Raw genomic sequence first — 12,978 nt, forward strand, 5'->3', positions numbered from 1 at the left:
GCATCTGTGCGGAGGGCGCTGCCCGTGCTGCGAGGATGGCTGATGTGACTGGAACGACTGGAACGCTCGTGCTCGCAGGAACCCCCATCGGTGACGTGGCGGACGCCCCGCCGCGCCTCGCCGCCGAACTGGAGCGGGCCGACGTCGTCGCCGCCGAGGACACCCGGCGGCTGCGCCGGCTCACCCAGGCGCTCGGCATCCACACCTCGGGGCGTGTCGTCTCCTACTTCGAGGGCAACGAGTCCGCCCGTACGCCGGAGCTGGTCGAGGCATTGGCCGGCGGCGCCCGGGTGCTCCTCGTCACGGACGCCGGCATGCCGTCCGTCTCCGATCCCGGGTACCGGCTCGTCGCCGCCGCCGTGGAGCGGGACATTCGCGTCACCGCCGTCCCGGGGCCCAGCGCCGTACTGACGGCCCTGGCCCTGTCCGGGCTGCCCGTCGACCGTTTCTGCTTCGAGGGGTTTCTGCCGCGCAAGGCCGGTGAACGGCTCTCCAAGCTCCGTGAGGTCGGGGACGAGCGGCGCACCATGGTCTTCTTCGAGGCCCCGCACCGGCTCGACGACACCCTCGCCGCCATGGCCGAGGTCTTCGGCTCCGAGCGCCGCGCCGCCGTGTGCCGCGAGCTGACCAAGACGTACGAGGAGGTCAAGCGCGGTCCGCTCGGCGAGCTGGCCGTGTGGGCCGCCGAGGGCGTACGCGGGGAGATCACCGTCGTCGTCGAAGGCGCCACCGACTCCGGCGACGAGGGGCTGGACGCCGAGGAGCTCGTACGGCGTGTGCGGGTGCGCGAGGAGGCGGGGGAGCGGCGCAAGGAGGCCATCGCCGCTGTCGCCGCCGCCGCCGGGCTGCCCAAGCGGGAGGTGTTCGACGCGGTGGTCGCCGCCAAGAACGCGGAGAAGGCCCCGCCGAAGCCGTAGCCGTACCGCCTGGCCTACGGCGTTTCCGTCAGGAGTCCGTACGCCGTCGCCACGAACGTGTCCGCCCGGTGCACCCGCCGCGTCGCCGTCGCCGCCACCGCCAGACCCGTGTCCGGGCGGAAGCCCAGGAACGCCTGCTGGCCGAGCGTCGCCCCGGCGTGGAAGAGGACCGGGCCGTACGGGGACGGGTGGTGGAACCACGTGAGGGTGTGGGTGTGCGTGTGCCGCAGGCCGCGTCGCAGCAGCGGGCGGCACACGTCGGCGAGCGCGGCGCTCAGCGCCGGGTCGCGGGGGTCGGACCCGCCCGCATCCGCCGCCGGGCCCACATGCGCCTCCAGGAACGTCAGCAGGTCCAGCGGGGTGGCCCGGACCGCGCCCGCCGCCGTGAAGCCCCCGGTGTCCAGCGTGGGCACCGGCGTGCCGTCGCGGCGGTGGCCCACCGCCTCCGTGCCCTCCAGGCCCGGGCGCACCCGGGTCGCTTCCAGGTGCAGCGGGGCCAGCACCTGCTGGTGCAGCAGGACCTCCCACGGCGTCCCGGTGGCCGCCGCCAGGGTGTGGCCGAGCACCGAGACGGCGAAGTTCGAGTAGTGCCAGCGGGTTCCGGGCCGGTGGCGCGGGCGGGCCCGCAGGAAGGCCCGGACCACCCGGTCGGCCGGGTAGCCGCCGTACGGGTCGGTCGACCAGCGGGGCACCGCCTGCGGGTAGAAGTCGGCGGGCAGGCCCGGCAGCCCCGAGGTGTGGGTGAGCAGATGGCGCAGGGTGATCCGGCGCACCGCCGGGTGCACCGGGAAGCCCGGGGCCAGCAGGTCCGCCGCGCGGTCCTCGTACCGCACCCGGCCCTGCGCCACCAGCCGGGCCAGCAGCAGCCCCGCGTACGGCTTCGACGCCGAGCCCAGCTCGTACGCCAGATGCTCCCGGTCCACCGGGCCCGGCTCCGCGCTTCCGCCGGTGTGGACGGTGCGCACCCCGCTGCGGCTGACCGCGAGTACCAGGTCCGGCGCGTCGACGGCCCGCGCCGCCTCGGCCAGGAGGCGGGCGGTGGCCGAGGAGCCGGGGGCGGTCACCGGGGCCGCCGTCGTGTCGGTCATGCCGGGGCCGGTGCGGCGGAGAGGTCGGACAGGGCGCGGGACATCGCGAGCGCCGAGGCGAACGCGGCGACCAGCGTCGGGTGGTAGACGAGGTCGAACACCGACTCCTCGTCGCCCTCCGGCATCGCGCCCACCACCGGCATCGCCCCGTCCGGCTGCTGGGCCTGCGCGAAGCCCTGCCAGGCCGCCGGGTCCAGCGTCGGTTCGGGCAGACAGGCGTCGACCACCAGCAGCTCGCCCAGCAGGTCCCAGCGCTTCAGGTCCAGCCAGTCGTCCAGCCAGACCGGCAGCCACAGCGCCAGGTACTCGGCGATGTCGGAGGGCAGCCCGGCCGGCTTCTCGCCCCAGTCGGTGAGGTGGAACACCGTGTGCGTGATGTCGTAGCCGATATGGCCCTCGACCGTCCACGGCTCGGGCCGCCGCGCCAGCCAGGTGTGCGCCAGCGCCGCCGTCTCCGGAAGGCTCGGCTCCACCCCGAACCGCCGCTCGATCGCGCTCAGTCCGAGCCGCCGCACCGGCAGCACCTCCAGCGCCGCCCAGCTCGCGAGGCGGTGGTTGAGGCGGATCGCGGATTCCAGGTCCGGCTGCCGATAGCCCAGCTCCCGGAACGGTACGTAGACCTCCAGCGGCACCGGTGAGAGCGGTTCGCGCCGCTGGCCCTCCAGCAGGCGCGCCCCGGAGCCCAGCAGCTCGTGCCAGCCGTGGTCCAGGAGCTTGTGGGCGAGCGAGGACTGCTGCGAGCCGGCCACGCCCTCGCGGAAGATGACCTTGCCGATCAGCGCCAGCTCGCCCAGCGGCTTGAAGCGGTCCAGCATCCCCGCCTCCGGCGACGGGTCGGCCTCCAGCCGGAACCCCTCCCGGTGTTCGTACAGCCAGCCCAGGGCCTTCGCCCCGACGTCGTGGATCTGCTGGATGCCGCTGCTCATGCGGTGCGCCTTTCCCGGCCGGGCGCGAACCCGTCCGTCCGCCCCGGCGACCGCAGCGACCTCAGGGACAGGGCCGCGGCGAAGGCCGTGACGAGCGTGGAGTGGTAGCAGTCGATGAAGGGGTACGGGTCCGGCGCCGTCGGGTCCTGCGCCGGCGGGCCGGTCTCCGGGACGCAGCCGGTCGGGTGCTGTACGTCGGCGAGCACCGGCCACACCGCGTCCAGCAGCGGTTCCGGCGCCGGGCCCGGCAGCGAGGCCGCCACCGCCAGCAGTTCGCCCGTCAGGTCCCACTGGCCGCTCTCCAGACAGCCGTCCGCCCACGCGGGCAGCCAGGTCCGCAGATAGCCGTCGATCTTCCCGGGCACCCGGTCCGGCATCCGGCCCCAGTCCGTGAGGTGGAAGACGGTGTGGGTCAGCGCGTAGCCGGACGGACCCTCGAACATCCACGGCTCCGACAGGCCGCCCAGCCAGGTCCGGGACAGGACCGCGCCCGCGTCGGTGTGGGTCACCACGCCGACCCGCCGCTCCGAGTTGACCAGGCCCAGCTGCCGGTTGGCGTGCTGCTCGGTGTGGGCCCAGGCGCGGGTCGCGGTCAGCGGGCGGGCCAGCGCCTCGAACCCCTCGTGGCGCAGCCCGTACCCGGCGAAGGCGGCGTAGATCTCGTACGGGTACGCGGCGAACGGCTCGGCGCGCAGCAGCTCCAGGAGGAGATCGCCTGCCGCCACCTGCTCCCAGGCGTACGCGACGAGGTCGCCGGCCAGCTCGTGTTCCCGGGTGCCGGGGGTGGTGGTGCGGCGGATCGTGGAGCCGAGCTGGGCCAGCTCGCCGAGCGGTTTGAGCGTGGCGTTGACCTGGGTGTGGGGTTCCAGGACGTCGCCGGGGAGCGCGAAGTCGCCCCGGTGCGCGTCGGTCCAGGCGAGGGCCCCGCGCAGGACGTCGGGGAGGACGGCGAGCGCGGCGCCGGGGGTCCGGTCGTGCGCCGGGCGGTTCGGGCGGCTTTCGGGCCCCGGGCGGTCCTGGGTCGCGCTCGCCGTCACCGTGCCCTCGCCTCGGCCATCAGCCGGGCGGCCCGGATGTGCAGGGTGACCCGGGGGTCGTGGCCGCCCATCAGCTCGACGAAGTCGAGGCCGCGCTCCAGGCCCAGCGTCGCCGGTTCGCCGCCGATGGCCGCGAGCCAGCGGCCCGCGCCCGCCGCCTGGAGCCAGTCGCGCCGCCGGACCGCGCGGACGAAGCCGCGCGACAGGTCGACGGCCCGGTTCGCCGCGGCCCGCTGTACGGCCGAGGGGGCGGCCGGGACGGCGAGCGGCGCGAGGACCGAGAGCTGGTGGGTGAACGCCTGCCAGGGAGCCTCCTCCAGCCAGGAGGCATCGGGCTCCGCGTACGCCGTCCCGGGCCCGGAAGGGGTCGTGCCGGACATGGTTGTGCCGGACGCGGTCGCGCCCGGATCGGTTGTGCCCGGAGCGGTCATGCCCGGTGGAGGCGGTGCCATCCGCTGGAGCGTGGAGATCATGTGCCAGTGGCTCCAGGCCGTGGCGGCCGGGGCGTCGGGCTTGGGCGGGAATTCCCGCACCGCCCGGTCGAGTACGGCGATATCACCCGGATGCGGATGACGTCCGTAAAGAACACTGGGCAGCAACAGGTCGGCCCCGATGACCCGTACCGCAGCGATTCCGGTCCGATTCTCCTCGTCGATTCCCGCCGCGCCGCACACCGTGGCGAGGTGGTCCCCGCTCCGAAGAGCGAGGACCACCTCTGTTGCCAGGTCATGCACGGCACCCGCCAGGGGCGACGAAGCATGTGTCTGGTCCATGTGCCGGCGACTAGCCCTTCTTCGGGCGCGGGGTCGGCGGCGAGAGCAGCAGGGCGCCGCCGCCTGCGAGAAGCGCGAGGTAGGCGCACTCGCGGGAGTCGCGGTACAGACCTTCGACCTCGCCGGGGTTGAGAGCGGCGTCGAGGTCGAGCTCGATGTCGGTGGCAGTGGTGTCCGTGGTGAACATGGGTTGTTCCCCGTCCTGTGGGAAATGGGGTGGACGTAATGAGTGAAAAGGAGGAATGGAGGCGCCGCAAATCGGGGCGCGGCATCCGGGTAAATCACGCATTCAATTGAATGGTGAATTCATGGGGCGCGGGCGGGGCGAAAGCCCGGGAATTCGGGGAAGAAGGGGGGTTCAGGCGGGGGTGGTGCGCGGGCGCGTTCGCGGTCCGCGCCGGGCGCGCTCGGGGGCGCTCGGTGGCCCGGCGGTCACGCGCTGTCCTGCCCTGGACCTGTCCCGCGCCATGCACCGGCAAAGGGCGGCAAAAGGAGGCCAAGAACGCATCAACATTGGTCCTGAGCTGGTGCGTCCGTCCGGGTGCAGGTGTCCACTGGAAGGGACGGGCCACCTGTTCGAACCCCTCGGGCGGGCCGGCCGTCCCCGGAGCGCTTGACCGGCGGCCAGGAGGAGCAGGCATGAGCGAGATCGCAGCGACCACTGTCCACGAGGCGTATGCCTTCGCCTGCATGAAGTGCGGGTACGGCTGGGAGCAGTCCTACGAGATAGAGCACCACGTCGACGTCCACGGGCACGCGTTCGTCGTCTACACGGCGGACGGTGAGCGTGTGCCGTCCCCGCTCTCCACGCCCACCTGCACCAACTGCGGCGGACACGTGGTGCGCATCATGCGGGCGGGGCGGGTCGCCGGCGTCCAGGAGCTGCTGCGGAAGCAGCAGACGCCGCGCGCCGCGGAGGCCGCCGCCGAGGACCGTACGGTGTCGACCGCCGCCGACCCGGCCCGCCACTGGCGGCTGTCCGACCTGCTCCACCCCTTCCAGCGCAGGTGATGCCTCTCCGCCTCTCCCGGTATGCCCTCTCCCGGTACGTCCTCTCCCGGTACGCCGGACGCCGACGTCGTACGGGGGCCGAGCCCTCGTAGAGTCGTCGGCATGAGCCGTACCGAAGCCCCGCCGCTGCCCGAGCCCCTGCGGGTTCCGGTCGCCGACTCCCACACCCACCTGGACATGCAGGACGCCACCGTCGAGGAGGCCCTCGCCCGGGCCGCCGCGGTGAACGTGACGACCGTCGTCCAGGTGGGCTGCGACGTGGCCGGCTCCCGCTGGGCCGCCGACACCGCCGCCGCCCACCCCGCCGTCCACGCCTCGGTCGCCCTGCACCCCAACGAGGCCCCGCGCATCGTCCACGGCGATCCGGACGGCACCGCGCGGCAGGGGGCGCGGGAGCCCGGCGGCAAGGCGGCCCTGGACGAGGCGCTGGCGGAGATCGACGCGCTGGCCGCCCTCGACCAGGTGCGCGGGGTCGGCGAGACGGGCCTGGACTTCTTCCGCACCGGCCCCGAGGGCGTCGCGGCCCAGGAGGAGTCCTTCCGGGCCCACATCGAGATCGCCAAGCGGCACGGCAAGGCCCTCGTCATCCACGACCGGGACGCGCACGCGGACGTGCTGCGGGTCCTGCGCGACGCGGGCGCGCCCGAGCGGACCGTGTTCCACTGCTACTCCGGCGACGCCGAGATGGCCCGGATCTGCGCGCGCGCCGGGTACTTCATGTCCTTCGCGGGCAACGTGACCTTCAAGAACGCCCAGCCGCTGCGGGACGCGCTGGCCGTCGCCCCGGCCGAGCTGGTCCTCGTCGAGACGGACGCCCCTTTCCTCACCCCCGCCCCCTACCGCGGACGGCCCAACGCGCCGTACCTCATTCCGGTCACGCTCCGTGCCATGGCCGAGGTGAAGGGCCTGGACGAGGACGTGCTGGCCGCCGCGGTCTACGACAACACCGCGCGGGCCTTCGACTTCTGACCGCCGGCTCCCCGACCACCGCCCGAACCCTCCCGGGCACGCTGCGTAGCCGTGTCGCTTTGGAGAGTGACCGGAGCTCCGCTATCGTCCCCGCGCACGACGGGGTGGCAGCCGGCGGATCTCCGGCAGTGGGCTGATCTTCGGGAGCGGCGTGAGCATTTCGCAGGACAGCGGCGTGAGTACTGCGCGGGACGGGCGCATCGGCGCGTTCCACGAACAGCTGACCCTGGCCGACGGGGCGTGGCCGGCGAGCCCCGCCGCCCACGCCCCGACGGTCGTCGACACCCCGCTCGCCGGGCCGCCGCCCGTGGTGCCCCGGCAGGGCCCCACCCGTGCCGACGCCCGGCGGGCCGCCAAGCGTCGCCGGAGGCTCGTCGCCGACCCGGAGAACCTGAAGCGTCTCGTCCCGAAGGCCCTCGTCGTCGCGTTCCTGGCGGGCGGCACCACCGCGTTCGTCGCCCAGGACAAGGCCGTCCGGCTGAGCGTCGACGGCGCGCCCCGGACCTTGCACACCTTCGCCGACGACGTCACCGAGCTCCTGGCGGAGGAGGGCGTCACCGTCGGCGCGCACGACGTCGTCGCCCCGGCCCCCGGCGCCGCCCTCGACCACGGCGACGAGGTCCACATCCGCTACGGGCGGCCGGTCACCCTCACCCTCGACGGCGTCCGCCGCCAGGTCTGGACGACCGCCGACACGGTGGCGGGGGCGCTGCGCGAATTCGGGATCCGCGCCGAGGGGGCGCACCTCTCCGCGGCCCGCTCCACCCGGATCGCCCGCACCGGCCTGACCCTGACCGTCCGCACCGAACGCACCGTGACCTTCATGGCCGACGGCCAGGAACGCACCCTGCGCACCAACGCCGCCACCGTCCGCGAGGCCCTCGCCCAGGCGGGCATCACCCTGCACGGCCACGACACCACCTCCGTCGACCCCGAGTACTTCCCGCGCGACGGCCAGACGATCTCCGTCATGCGGATCACCGACACCCGCGAGGTGCGCGAGGAGACCGTCCCGTACGCCGTCGAGCGCAGCGAGGATCCCGCCTTGTTCCGGGGCACCGAGGTCGTCGAGCGGGCGGGCCGCAACGGCGTGCGCCGGGTCACGTACGCGGTACGGACCGTCAACGGCGTCCGGCAGAAGCCGCGCAGGGCCGCCGAGGAACTGGTCCACCGGCCGGTGAGCCGCGTCGTACGCACCGGCACCCGGCAGCGCCCCGCGTCGGTCGCCGGGGCGGACGGGCTGAACTGGGGCGCGCTCGCCGCCTGCGAGTCCGGTGGGCGGCCCGGCGCGGTCGACCCGAGCGGGACGTACGGCGGGCTGTACCAGTTCGACACCGGGACCTGGCAGTCCCTCGGCGGCAGCGGCCGGCCCCAGGACGCACCCGCCGCCGAGCAGACGTACCGGGCGAAGAAGCTCTACGTGCAACGGGGGGCGAGCCCGTGGCCCCACTGCGGCCGTAGGCTTACCGGGTGAGCAGCACAGAGCCCGACGCCCTCCTGGGCCCCGCAGACATCCGCGACCTGGCCGCCAAGCTGGGGGTCCGCCCCACCAAGCAGCGCGGTCAGAACTTCGTCATCGACGCCAACACCGTCCGCCGGATCGTGCGCACGGCCGAGGTCCGCCCGGACGACACCGTCGTCGAGGTCGGCCCCGGGCTCGGCTCGCTGACCCTGGCGCTGCTGGAGGCGGCGGACCGGGTGATCGCGGTCGAGATCGACGACGTGCTCGCGGCCGCCCTGCCGGCCACGGTGAACGCCCGGATGCCGGAGCGCGCCGACCGCTTCGCCCTCGTCCACTCCGACGCGATGCTGGTCACCGAACTGCCCGGCCCCGCGCCCACCGCGCTCGTCGCGAACCTCCCGTACAACGTGGCGGTGCCCGTCCTGCTCACCATGCTGGAGCGCTTCCCCAGCATCGAGCGGACGCTCGTCATGGTCCAGGCCGAGGTCGCCGACCGGCTCGCCGCCCGCCCGGGCAACAAGGTCTACGGCGTGCCGTCGGTGAAGGCCAACTGGTACGCGGACGTCAAGCGCGCCGGGTCCATCGGCCGCACGGTCTTCTGGCCCGCCCCGAACGTCGACTCCGGCCTCGTCTCGCTCGTCCGGCGCACCGAGCCCATCGCCACCACCGCGAGCCGCGCCGAGGTCTTCGCGGTCGTGGACGCGGCCTTCGCCCAGCGCCGCAAGACGCTGCGCGCGGCGCTGTCCGGCTGGGCCGGCTCCGCACCCGCCGCCGAGGCCGCGCTGGTCGCCGCCGGGATCTCCCCGCAGGCGCGCGGCGAGGCGCTGACGGTGGAGGAGTTCGCCGCCATCGCGGAGAACAAGCCGGAGGCGGCCGAGCTTTCCGGGGGCGACAAGTGAGCGTCACCGTCCGCGTTCCCGCCAAGGTCAACGTCCAGCTCGCCGTGGGCGCGGCCCGCCCCGACGGCTTCCACGACCTGGCCAACGTCTTCCTCGCCGTCGGCCTGTACGACGAGGTCACCGCGACCCCCGCCGACGAACTGCGCATCACCTGCTCGGGCCCGGACGCCGCCCAGGTCCCGCTGGACACCACCAACCTCGCCGCCCGCGCCGCCCTGGCCCTGGCCGAGCGGTACGGCATCGACCCCGCCGTCCACCTCCACATCGCCAAGGACATCCCGGTCGCGGGCGGCATGGCCGGCGGCAGCGCCGACGGGGCGGCCGCCCTGGTCGCGTGCGACGCCCTGTGGGGTACGGGCGCGAGCCGCGACGAACTCCTCGCTATCTGTGCGGACCTGGGCAGCGACGTGCCGTTCAGCCTGGTCGGCGGGGCGGCGCTCGGCACCGGACGCGGTGAGAACCTCACTCCGATCGAGGTCGGCGGGACCTTCCACTGGGTCTTCGCCGTGGCGGACGGCGGCCTCTCCACGCCCGCCGTCTACGGCGAGTTCGACCGCCTCACGGCGGAGACGGACGTTCCCGAACCCACCGCGTCCGCCGCCCTGCTGACCGCCCTGCGCACCGGCGACTCCGGCGCGCTCGCGGGCGCCCTGAGCAACGACCTCCAGCCCGCCGCGCTCTCCCTGCGCCCCTCCCTCGCCGACACCCTGGCCGCGGGCACGGAGGCGGGGGCCCTGGCCGCGCTGGTCTCCGGGTCCGGGCCGACGACGGCGTTTCTGGTGGAGGACGAGACGGCGGCCCGCAAGGTGGCCGACGCGCTGAAGGCCTCCGGAACGTGCCGCGAGGCGCGCGTGGCGGTGTCGCCGGCGCCGGGGGCCACGGCGGCCTCGTGAGCCACGGCGGCTTCGTGCGTCACTGCCAGCGGTACGGCGTGATGCTGGGGTCGTAGGAGCAGGTGACCATCGTCCGGTTGGTGGCCATGAGGGTGCGGCCGCGGTCGGCCTTCGCGCAGAACTGGCCGTCGACGACGGGGTGGCCGTTGGACGTGCAGGCGTAGCCCGGCTTGCCGTCGGAGCAGGTGGTCATCGAGCCGCCGGCGGGCTTCGGCACGGCCTTCGTGGGGGCCGGGGCGGGAGCGCGGGTGGCGGTGGGCTTCGGCTTCGGGGCGGCCGTCCTGGGCGGGACGTAGGCCGGGTCGTTCTTCTGGTGCAGATAGCCGTGGAAGCTGGTCGTGCAGTCGCTGAAGTCTTTCGCGAGCCCGACGGTGACCGTGGCGTCGGCGGTGAGCCGGGCGCCGGGCCCGGGGCTGGTGTCGCAGATGTACCAGCCGTCGTGGTCCCGGGGGAGGGTGACGTCCTTGTGCTGGGCGGCGGCCTTCAGGCGCGCGGTGGATATGTCCTGGCGGGTGAACTCCGCCCGCGCCTCCTCGTAGGTCCGGCTGTGCAGGGCGGGCACGACCGGATCGGGCGCGAGGGTCGCGGTGGGCGTGGGGGAGGGAGTGGCCGTGGGGGTGGCCGAAGCGGTCGGCGTGGCGGTGGGCGAGGTCGCCGGGGCGCTGTCGTCGGTCCGGGTGCCGCCCTCGCACCCTGTCAGGGCGAGCACGCCGAGCAGGACGACAGGGGCGAAGTGACGAGAAATCCGCACGGTTTCGGTACTCCGGTTCTCGGGAACGGCGGGCGCCGCGGCAGATCGCCGAGGGGTCGCCGGTGTGCCTGCCCCGCGGGCCGCGATGCCGGGCCGCGCGGAGCGGCGAAACCCCTGGTGGCCTGCGCCGTCTCCCCCGAAGAGCAGATTTTATGCTCGTTTTACTCGCCAATGACCGGCCTGTCCAGATCTACTCCGCAGTAGGACGCTTCCGAATCGTTTCGGCGCTTTCTGGCGCTTTCCGGCCTCTTCGGTTCGCCGACTCGGCTACTCAGGCGTCGAATTGAGTACGCGCACCCTGCCGCGCCCCACCCGGCTCGCGCGACCGTACGCCCATGGGATCAAGTGTTCGTGAACTGGCCGGGACCACCCCCGTCACCCGGGACCGCTACGTCGACCTCCTGCGGGTCGCCTCGCTCGCCGCGGTCGTGCTCGGCCACTGGCTGATGGCCGCCGTCACCCCGGACGGGGTCGGCAATCTGCTCGCCGTCGTCCCGGCGCTCCAGCCGCTGACCTGGCTGCTCCAGGTCATGCCGGTGTTCTTCTTCGTCGGCGGCTTCTCCCACGCGCTGTCCTACCGCTCCCTGCTCCGCAAGCGCCCGGAGGCCACGTCAGGGGCCGCCACCCACTCCGTCTACTCCGCGTTCCTGCGCGCCCGGCTCCAGCGGCTGCTGCGCCCGACCATGGTCTTCGTCCTGGTGTGGGGCGTGGCCGCGCTGCTGGTCCAACTCCTCGGCGGGGGCGGCGGGCTGACCGGCGTCACCCTGCGCATGGTGACCCAGCCGCTGTGGTTCATCGGGATCTATCTGGCGATGGTCGCGTTCACCCCGCCGCTGCTGAAGCTGCACGAGCGGTACGGCTGGGGGGCGTTCGCCGCCCTCGTGGCCGCGGCCGCCGCCGTGGACGTGCTGCGCTTCGCGGCCGGGGTCCCGTACGTCGAGTTCCTGAACTTCGCGTTCGTCTGGCTGGCGGTCCACCAGCTCGGCTTCCTGCGTGCCGACGGTCACCTCCGCCTGCGCCGCCCCGCCCTGCTCGCCGGCGGCGGCCTGGTCACCGCCTGCGCGCTGGTGGCGTTCGGGCCGTACCCGCTGTCCATGGTCGGGATGCCCGGCGAGAAGGTCAGCAACATGGCCCCGCCCACCCTCGCCCTGCTGGCCCACGGCCTCTGGCTCGTCGGCGCGGTCGAACTGCTCCGCGCCCCGGCCGCCCGCCTGCTGGAGCGCCCCCGCGTCTGGCGCACGGTGGTGGCGGCCAACGGGGTGGCGATGACCGCGTTCCTCTGGCACCTCACGGCGATGTTCGGCGTGTACGGGGCCATGCTCGCCCTCGACGTCCCACTGCCCGAGCCCGCGTCGGCCGCCTGGTGGGCCCAGGTCCCGCTGCGGATCGCGCTCGCGGCGGCCCTCACCGCCGGACTCGTCGCGGCCTTCCGCACCTTCGAACGCCCGGCCCCCGCCACACCCGCCCAGGGCCACGGCCCCCTCGCGGCGCTCGGCGCGACGCTCTGCCTGCTCGGCGTGCTGGGCCTGTCCATGGTCGGCTTCAACGGCCTGCTGGACGGCCGCACGGCCCTGCTGATCGCGATCCCGGTCAGCGCCCCGGCCGCCGTCGCGATGACCCTGGGCGGCTGGCTGCTGGTGGAACGGGCGGGGCGGGGAGCGGGCGTGCGGTAGGGGTCAGTGGCCGTAGTGGTAGCGGCAGGCGGCAATGCGGACCTCGTCGTCGACCACCTTGTAGATGAGCCGGTGCTCGTCGGTGATGCGGCGGGACCAGTACCCGTGGAAGCCGTGCTTCAGGGGTTCCGGCTTGCCCATTCCTTCGTTGCCGTTCCGGGCGATGTCCTGGAGCAGCGTGTTGATCCTCTTGAGGATCTTGCGATCCTGGTTCTGCCACCAGACGTAGTCGTCCCACGACGACTGGTCCCACACGAACTTCACTCCGCAAGCTCCTGCACAGTGCCGCCGCCGCTCTCCAGGCGGTCGATCGAAGCCAGCAGCCGACGGGCGTTCTCCGGGCTCCGGAGCTGGTACGCGGTCTCCTTGAGGGACTCGTACTCGTCGAGCGCCACTATCACCACGGGCTCGTGTCCGGCACGCGTGACCACGACCTCTTCACGGTCGTCCACGACTGCACTCAGGGTCTCGGCGTACTTCGCGCGGGACTCCGTGTAGGTCATCGTGCGCATGATCGCCTCCCGTGCTCTATGTACATCATCCTGTACGTACGGAAAAGCGTACAGGTAGCTGGGAGGG

General features: G+C 73.8%; 15 protein-coding genes. 7 read left to right on the plus strand and 8 right to left on the minus strand.

Annotated features, from left to right (window positions below; translation table 11 throughout):
- The first annotated feature begins 35 nt into the window (after nucleotides 1-35).
- A complete protein-coding gene (gene rsmI / locus G3I54_RS29175; RefSeq protein ID WP_203687326.1) occupies nucleotides 36-917 on the plus strand; it encodes a 16S rRNA (cytidine(1402)-2'-O)-methyltransferase in 882 nt (293 codons plus the stop codon).
- 14 nt (nucleotides 918-931) lie between these two features.
- Here rsmI and G3I54_RS29180 read toward each other — a convergent pair whose 3' ends face one another.
- The 5 genes from G3I54_RS29180 to G3I54_RS39105 all read right to left on the minus strand — a co-directional run bounded on the left by G3I54_RS29180 (nucleotide 932) and on the right by G3I54_RS39105 (nucleotide 4,928).
- Nucleotides 932-2,005, minus strand: a complete 1,074-nt coding sequence (locus G3I54_RS29180) for a serine hydrolase domain-containing protein (RefSeq protein WP_164618760.1) — start codon at nucleotides 2,003-2,005, stop codon at nucleotides 932-934.
- Nucleotides 2,002-2,931, minus strand: coding sequence for a hypothetical protein (locus G3I54_RS29185; RefSeq protein WP_164618762.1), 930 nt, complete (start codon nucleotides 2,929-2,931; stop codon nucleotides 2,002-2,004). The genes G3I54_RS29180 and G3I54_RS29185 overlap by 4 nt, the downstream gene beginning before the upstream one ends.
- Entirely contained in the window at nucleotides 2,928-3,863 is a 936-nt protein-coding gene (locus G3I54_RS29190) for a hypothetical protein (RefSeq protein WP_203687343.1), read from the minus strand. Before G3I54_RS29190 ends, G3I54_RS29185 begins: the two co-directional genes overlap by 4 nt.
- A gap of 101 nt (nucleotides 3,864-3,964) precedes the next feature.
- Nucleotides 3,965-4,741, minus strand: coding sequence for a hypothetical protein (locus G3I54_RS29195; RefSeq protein ID WP_164618766.1), 777 nt, complete (start codon nucleotides 4,739-4,741; stop codon nucleotides 3,965-3,967).
- Between the two features lie 10 nt (nucleotides 4,742-4,751).
- Nucleotides 4,752-4,928, minus strand: a complete 177-nt coding sequence (locus tag G3I54_RS39105) for a hypothetical protein (protein WP_007455151.1) — start codon at nucleotides 4,926-4,928, stop codon at nucleotides 4,752-4,754.
- Between the two features lie 452 nt (nucleotides 4,929-5,380).
- Between G3I54_RS39105 and G3I54_RS29200 the strand changes: the two genes are divergently transcribed.
- The 5 genes from G3I54_RS29200 to G3I54_RS29220 all read left to right on the plus strand — a co-directional run bounded on the left by G3I54_RS29200 (nucleotide 5,381) and on the right by G3I54_RS29220 (nucleotide 9,975).
- Nucleotides 5,381-5,752, plus strand: coding sequence for a hypothetical protein (locus tag G3I54_RS29200; protein WP_164618768.1), 372 nt, complete (start codon nucleotides 5,381-5,383; stop codon nucleotides 5,750-5,752).
- 102 nt (nucleotides 5,753-5,854) lie between these two features.
- Entirely contained in the window at nucleotides 5,855-6,721 is an 867-nt protein-coding gene (locus tag G3I54_RS29205) for a TatD family hydrolase (protein WP_164618770.1), read from the plus strand.
- Between the two features lie 175 nt (nucleotides 6,722-6,896).
- The gene (locus tag G3I54_RS29210) at nucleotides 6,897-8,195 is read left to right on the plus strand and encodes a resuscitation-promoting factor (protein WP_164618772.1); all 1,299 of its coding nucleotides are present in this window, start codon (nucleotides 6,897-6,899) and stop codon (nucleotides 8,193-8,195) included.
- A complete protein-coding gene (rsmA, locus tag G3I54_RS29215) occupies nucleotides 8,192-9,082 on the plus strand; it encodes a 16S rRNA (adenine(1518)-N(6)/adenine(1519)-N(6))-dimethyltransferase RsmA (protein ID WP_164618774.1) in 891 nt (296 codons plus the stop codon). Before G3I54_RS29210 ends, rsmA begins: the two co-directional genes overlap by 4 nt.
- Nucleotides 9,079-9,975 (plus strand): 4-(cytidine 5'-diphospho)-2-C-methyl-D-erythritol kinase, encoded by an 897-nt coding sequence (locus G3I54_RS29220; protein ID WP_164618776.1) that lies wholly within the window; start codon nucleotides 9,079-9,081, stop codon nucleotides 9,973-9,975. The genes rsmA and G3I54_RS29220 overlap by 4 nt, the downstream gene beginning before the upstream one ends.
- 19 nt (nucleotides 9,976-9,994) lie before the next feature.
- Here the strand turns inward: G3I54_RS29220 and G3I54_RS29225 are convergent, their stop codons facing one another.
- Nucleotides 9,995-10,726: a hypothetical protein gene (locus tag G3I54_RS29225; protein ID WP_164618778.1), complete on the minus strand. Its 732-nt coding sequence runs from the start codon at nucleotides 10,724-10,726 to the stop codon at nucleotides 9,995-9,997.
- Nucleotides 10,727-11,061: 335 nt separating this feature from the next.
- Here G3I54_RS29225 and G3I54_RS29230 point away from each other — a divergent pair, with 335 nt between their 5' ends.
- Nucleotides 11,062-12,399 (plus strand): acyltransferase, encoded by a 1,338-nt coding sequence (locus G3I54_RS29230; RefSeq protein WP_164618780.1) that lies wholly within the window; start codon nucleotides 11,062-11,064, stop codon nucleotides 12,397-12,399.
- Between the two features lie 3 nt (nucleotides 12,400-12,402).
- Here G3I54_RS29230 and G3I54_RS29235 read toward each other — a convergent pair whose 3' ends face one another.
- Entirely contained in the window at nucleotides 12,403-12,663 is a 261-nt protein-coding gene (locus G3I54_RS29235; RefSeq protein ID WP_164618783.1) for a Txe/YoeB family addiction module toxin, read from the minus strand.
- On the minus strand, nucleotides 12,660-12,911 hold the full coding sequence (locus tag G3I54_RS29240; protein ID WP_006125193.1) for a type II toxin-antitoxin system prevent-host-death family antitoxin: 252 nt from the start codon (nucleotides 12,909-12,911) through the stop codon (nucleotides 12,660-12,662). The genes G3I54_RS29235 and G3I54_RS29240 overlap by 4 nt, the downstream gene beginning before the upstream one ends.
- Nucleotides 12,912-12,978 lie beyond the last annotated feature (67 nt).

It is taken from the genome of Streptomyces sp. SID14515 (assembly GCF_010548505.1).
Lineage (GTDB): Bacteria > Actinomycetota > Actinomycetes > Streptomycetales > Streptomycetaceae > Streptomyces > Streptomyces caviscabies.

Bases quoted from the DNA above. Each gene is read 5' to 3' on its own strand.
- rsmI (WP_203687326.1), top strand. From the start codon at position 36: ATGGCTGATGTGACTGGAACGACTGGAACGCTCGTGCTCGCAGGAACC.
- G3I54_RS29180 (WP_164618760.1), bottom strand. From the start codon at position 2,005: ATGACCGACACGACGGCGGCCCCGGTGACCGCCCCCGGCTCCTCGGCC.
- G3I54_RS29185 (WP_164618762.1), bottom strand. From the start codon at position 2,931: ATGAGCAGCGGCATCCAGCAGATCCACGACGTCGGGGCGAAGGCCCTG.
- G3I54_RS29195 (WP_164618766.1), bottom strand. From the start codon at position 4,741: ATGGACCAGACACATGCTTCGTCGCCCCTGGCGGGTGCCGTGCATGAC.
- G3I54_RS39105 (WP_007455151.1), bottom strand. From the start codon at position 4,928: ATGTTCACCACGGACACCACTGCCACCGACATCGAGCTCGACCTCGAC.
- G3I54_RS29200 (WP_164618768.1), top strand. From the start codon at position 5,381: ATGAGCGAGATCGCAGCGACCACTGTCCACGAGGCGTATGCCTTCGCC.
- G3I54_RS29205 (WP_164618770.1), top strand. From the start codon at position 5,855: ATGAGCCGTACCGAAGCCCCGCCGCTGCCCGAGCCCCTGCGGGTTCCG.
- G3I54_RS29230 (WP_164618780.1), top strand. From the start codon at position 11,062: ATGGGATCAAGTGTTCGTGAACTGGCCGGGACCACCCCCGTCACCCGG.
- G3I54_RS29240 (WP_006125193.1), bottom strand. From the start codon at position 12,911: ATGCGCACGATGACCTACACGGAGTCCCGCGCGAAGTACGCCGAGACC.